Here is a 4869-nt window from a genome sequence, read left to right on the forward strand (position 1 = left end):
TCTGTAACAAGGTCATAGCTTTCTGCTATCATTCTTTTGATATCTTCATCGGGGATAGAACCATCTAAGATAACTGTATTCCAGTGCTCTTTGTTCTGATGATAAGCAGGTTGTACAGATTTATATGTATTCCTCCAAAAATCCCGCCATTCCGGGTCACATTTAAGATTCAGGCATATCTGTCCATCCTTTTCATACGTCCATAAGAAGGCCTTCTTGCTGGGCTTAACTCTTATAAGTTGCCAGTTTTGATCATGAAATGGAGCCTCTTGATAGGTGTATTCAAATGATAAACCAAAAGCCAAAGCCTCTTCTCGTGTTCGCATGTTCTTCTCCCAGTCCAAAATCATTTCGGATCGAATCTATCAAATCATTTTCTTAATCTCTGAAAGCGCCTTATTATGTACAACATCATCTTTAGAAAGCTTTACGTAAAACTTCCCATCACTATATGAAGAATACTGCATAAGAAGATCGTTTGCATACAATGTCTCAAAACGCCTTATTTCTTCATATTTCTGGCAAAAGATGTTGTCTTTATATGTTTCATACAGAAAAGGAGCTGTTGTAAAAAGCCTAAAGTCAACTCTGTCATCCAGAGCTTTCAGCATCATTGGAATCGTACCCATGTAACCAGATTCAACAACTATAATCCTTTTCTGTTTGATTGAGCCAAGCAAATCAAGTAGGAGCTTTTTCAGCTCCGGATATTCATCCAGAGAATAAAGGATTTCCTCTTTGCTGTAAGAAAAGAACTTGTCAAAGCTTATATTTCCCTCTTCCAAAGCCTCATAAAGAGGAATACGTACGTCGTCATCCACGCCTTCCTCTTTGGTTATATCTTCCATAAATTTACGGCTGATCAACCATGGATAGAGATTGTCTTTGTTTCTGCTTTTAAAGAACACATATGGCAGAATCGCATCTCTCATTAAAAAGACATATGCGGTATCTTCTTCATATCCTATCCATTCGCAATAGCTGCGAATGGTTTCAAGAAATGGATTATCAGAAGTATTATTGTGATCGCCAGCATTTAGAATCAGCTTCTCCAATACTTCTTCCATTTCGCATTCTTTTTCTTCAAAAAGTAAAAATCCTGACAAGACCAAAACAATAAACACTCCAGGCGCACCCAAAAAAGCTGCCACACATTTCTGTGTGACAGCTCAATATCATATTCATGCACCAGATTATAATCTAACGCATATTTACATCAGATTTTTGAAGAACTGTGTCTCGTCATCATTGCACTCAGCTGCTTCAGCCAGCTTCATATTACAATGGAACACATGACCAAGATCTCCATTAGGACTTGTATAATACTTGCAGGTAAAAGGAACTGAGTTTCTTATCATAACTTCTGTCATCTTAGGAAGCTCATCCTTTAAGAAGTCGCCTGTCGCAGACATAAGGAATGATGGTGGAAATGCACTTGTTACATAGTTACCTGTATTTACGATTTCAAGATCTTTATCTGTAGCTTTTTTGCCCATAAGATCGTCCATGAGTGAACCCATGTTTGCATCAGCATCGCTTACAGCTTTAACTTCGAATGCTGCGCAGTTAAATGCTATGCCCTTAAATCTGAACTTGTCCGAAGCCTTAAAGTCAAACTTATCTGCATAATCCTTATTGGTAAGGAATGAAGCTGCAAGACCTATCAAAGTTCCACCTGCAGAATCTCCAACACCAAAGATATTATCAAGATCAAATCCATATTTATCTTCGTTTTCTACTATCCAGTTCATAACAGCGCAGGTATCTTCAAGACTTGATGGGAAAATATATTCAGGTGCAAGTCTGTATGAATAGCATACTACAGCAAAACCTCTTTCAGCCAGAGAAGCTGAATAGAATCTGTATACTTCCTTGTCACCATATACCCAGCCGCCGCCGTGGATTACCACAATAACAGGGAGCTTTTCATCTTCAGAAACTGAACCTGGTCTGTATACGTCAAGCATCTGCCAGTTTGGGTGCTGACCTTTATCTCCATATGTTATATCACTGTATCTTTTCACATCTTCAGGAATTTCAAGGCCTGCATCCCTTGCAGCGTCTCCGCTTGCAAATTGTGTTCTTATAATATCACTTATTTTTGACATATTTATATTCCTACCTTTATATAATTTGTGATGCAAATGAACCTTTTGACTCATTTGCATCACTATTTATGTTTCTATTTAAGCCATTGATCTCTTAGCTTCAAGATCTCTCTGAATCTCGTCTATGTGCTTATCAATGTTCATGATAATGCAAAGAGCAAGAACTACGAGTGAAAGGATTGCTCCAAAATAGCCATAACCAAAACGGATAGATGCAAGAGCTGCTTCTGTCTGAACTTCTGCTGTTCCAACATATCCGCCAATAGCGATGATCCATGTGCATACGGCTGATCCAAGACCGATACCAACTTTCATACCAAAGCTTGTGCAACTGTTTACAAGACCTTCAGAACGAACGCCAGTCTTCCATTCACCATAGTCAACTACGTCAGCTGTTGTAGCGAAGATACCTGACATGATTGGTCCTGTACCAAATCCTTTTATAATAAGTCCTGCAACTACCATTGGAAGGTTTGAACCTGCTGCACCAATAATGCAGGAACCTATAGCCATAATACTTGCGCCAGTGATCATGAGTTTTCTTTTACCAAAGCTCTGTACAAGTCTGGGCATTGCTATATTTACTATTATAGCAGGTACTGTTCCTGCAACTGAAGTCCATGAAAGAAATGCGATATTACCAAGTACACTATTGCAGAAGTAGTATGTCATTGATCCTGTTGCAACTACGTTGATGTATAAGAACATGAACATAAGAGCCTGGATGAAGAAATACTTATTCTTAAGAAGTGCGGGAAGTGCCTTAGAAAGTGGAACCTGCTCAACTTTTACTGTTCCATCTTCCTCTGCATCTACATGTTCTCTTACTCCAAGGAAACACAGAACGCACATTACACATGCGATAGTTCCGTATATTGCTGAGATCGACTTCCAGCCTACGCTTGCGATAAGGTTAGCTGTAACTACATTTGTAATAAGAGATGTTATCTGTGTCATTACAAATCTGATAGATGCTGTCTGTGCTCTGTCCTGTACATCAAGTGTCATACGGCTAAGAAGCGCATTATAAGGAAGATTATTAGCTGTATAGATAATGCAGTTCTGGAATATGTATGTAAGATAGATGTAAATAAGCTTTCCTGTTGCACCAAGTGCCGACGGTACATTGAATATCATAAAAAGTGATATTCCCATAAGCGGTGCTGTCCACAAAAGCCATGGTCTTGCTTTACCAAATTTTGACTTTGTTTTGTCAACAAGCGCACCCATAATAAGGTCTGTTGCACCATCAAATACTCTGCACAGAAGCATCATGGTTCCAATAGCTGCGGCTGCAACGCCAACAGTATCTGTGTAATAACCTGTCAAAAAAGATGATGCCAGTGCAACTATAACGTTTGCTCCGCAGTCACCAAGTCCATATGAAACTTTTTCAGTAGCAGAAAGGCGAACCTTTTTATCCTGTTCCTGTTCATAAATTGTAGCTTCCATTGTAACCTCCAATCTTATATAGGGACCCCAAATCCCTTTCGTTGTAACTAATATATAAGATTGTGCCCAATTGCTCTTTACAATAATTGTCCTAAAAATTACGTTTTCTTGACATGGAAATTAAATAAGTTATAATAAGCAATTATTACTTTATAAGGCAGGCATCTTATAATTAAAAGCCCTGAAACGCCTATAAATAAAGCTTTTGCGAGGTTACAAATGTCAGATTTAATTACCAGGGATATCTCATATGAGGTTGTCCATTATCATACAGAATTACCTTTCAAGATTCTTAATGTACATAAAAAAGACCTGTATCCCAATAAAGATCTTTCCATGGTCAATGACGTCCTGGATCACTGGCACAATGAGCTTGAAATTGTATATTCATATTCAGGAGATGGTAAGTACTACACAGATGGAATCGGACACACAATGGAGGAAGATCAGTTTATAATCGTCAACAGCCAGAGCATTCACAAAGTAATTTCTGCCAGGAAGACTCCCTACGACAAGCTCCCAGCAACTCTTACAACTGTGCTTCAGATAAGTGAGTCTTTTCTTCGCAGTTTTATTCCTAACTTTGACGAGCTATACTTTCTGCCTGTTTATAAAGCCACTGAACCAAGACCTTCACAGATCATGAAGGATCTTGCACAATACGCGGACGGAAAAGTTCTTAATAAGTATGAAAACATGCGCCTTATAGGCCTTGTCCATGAGCTTTTGTATTATATCTGCAGGGATGATCTGACCTTAAAAGATAATGAGATTCCGGAAAAGAGCCGGAAGAATTTTGATATTTTAAGAAAAATAATATCTTATACAGAAGAAAATTTTGCAAGTGACATAACCGAAATGTCAGTAGCTGAGTCTTTTGGCTATTCTGCATGCTATTTTTCCAGGTTCTTTAGATCCAATATGGGAATAACCTATAAGGAATTCCTTACCAAAATGCGCGTTAATGCTGCAAAGGATGACCTTACAGATACCAATAAATCTGTCCTTGAAATTGCCATGGACTGCGGATTTTCAGATGCCAGAGGTCTTATAAATATGTTCAAAAAGTTTGAAGGAACAACTCCTCTTCAGTACAGAAAAAAATACAGCCCCTTAGCCTAGCTTTGGGCTGTATTTTAAATATTTACTATTTCATAAAAATTCAATTACCTTATTCATCTTATTTCATAAAATAGTCAATTGCCTTATTCATCTTCTCTACAGAATCTATATCATTCTCAGCAACAGCTTCGACAATACAGTGATCAAGATGCTCTTTTAAAAGGGCCTTGCCTGCATTATTTATTTC

6 protein-coding genes are annotated in these 4869 nt (G+C 38.1%); 1 reads left to right on the forward strand and 5 read right to left on the reverse strand.

Annotated features, from left to right (window positions below; genetic code table 11):
- The 4 genes from K6G87_RS00870 to K6G87_RS00885 form a co-directional block, all read right to left on the reverse strand.
- Positions 1-326 (reverse strand): MmcQ/YjbR family DNA-binding protein (locus K6G87_RS00870; RefSeq protein ID WP_296832594.1); only part of this gene is annotated, 326 nt, incomplete at its 3' end.
- Between the two features lie 39 nt (positions 327-365).
- Positions 366-1067 carry a hypothetical protein gene (locus K6G87_RS00875; protein ID WP_296832597.1) on the reverse strand — a complete coding sequence of 234 codons (702 nt, stop codon included), beginning with the start codon at positions 1065-1067 and terminating at the stop codon, positions 366-368.
- Between the two features lie 144 nt (positions 1068-1211).
- Positions 1212-2108, reverse strand: coding sequence for an alpha/beta hydrolase (locus K6G87_RS00880; protein ID WP_296832600.1), 897 nt, complete (start codon positions 2106-2108; stop codon positions 1212-1214).
- 78 nt (positions 2109-2186) lie between these two features.
- Positions 2187-3560: an MFS transporter gene (locus K6G87_RS00885; protein ID WP_296832603.1), complete on the reverse strand. Its 1374-nt coding sequence runs from the start codon at positions 3558-3560 to the stop codon at positions 2187-2189.
- A 219-nt stretch (positions 3561-3779) separates the two neighbouring features.
- Here K6G87_RS00885 and K6G87_RS00890 point away from each other — a divergent pair, with 219 nt between their 5' ends.
- On the forward strand, positions 3780-4682 hold the full coding sequence (locus tag K6G87_RS00890; RefSeq protein ID WP_296832606.1) for an AraC family transcriptional regulator: 903 nt from the start codon (positions 3780-3782) through the stop codon (positions 4680-4682).
- Between the two features lie 58 nt (positions 4683-4740).
- On the opposite strand, the gene K6G87_RS19850 is transcribed toward K6G87_RS00890, so the two are convergent.
- Positions 4741-4866, reverse strand: coding sequence for a metal-sensing transcriptional repressor (locus K6G87_RS19850; protein WP_334304844.1), 126 nt, complete (start codon positions 4864-4866; stop codon positions 4741-4743).
- Positions 4867-4869: the final 3 nt, after the last annotated feature.

Source organism: Butyrivibrio sp., assembly GCF_024699075.1.

What these genes read in the sequence shown, in the direction of transcription:
- K6G87_RS00880 (WP_296832600.1), bottom strand. Translation starts at nt 2,108, where the DNA reads ATGTCAAAAATAAGTGATATTATAAGAACACAATTTGCAAGCGGAGAC.
- K6G87_RS00875 (WP_296832597.1), bottom strand. Translation starts at nt 1,067, where the DNA reads ATGGAAGAAGTATTGGAGAAGCTGATTCTAAATGCTGGCGATCACAAT.
- K6G87_RS00885 (WP_296832603.1), bottom strand. Translation starts at nt 3,560, where the DNA reads ATGGAAGCTACAATTTATGAACAGGAACAGGATAAAAAGGTTCGCCTT.
- K6G87_RS00890 (WP_296832606.1), top strand. Translation starts at nt 3,780, where the DNA reads ATGTCAGATTTAATTACCAGGGATATCTCATATGAGGTTGTCCATTAT.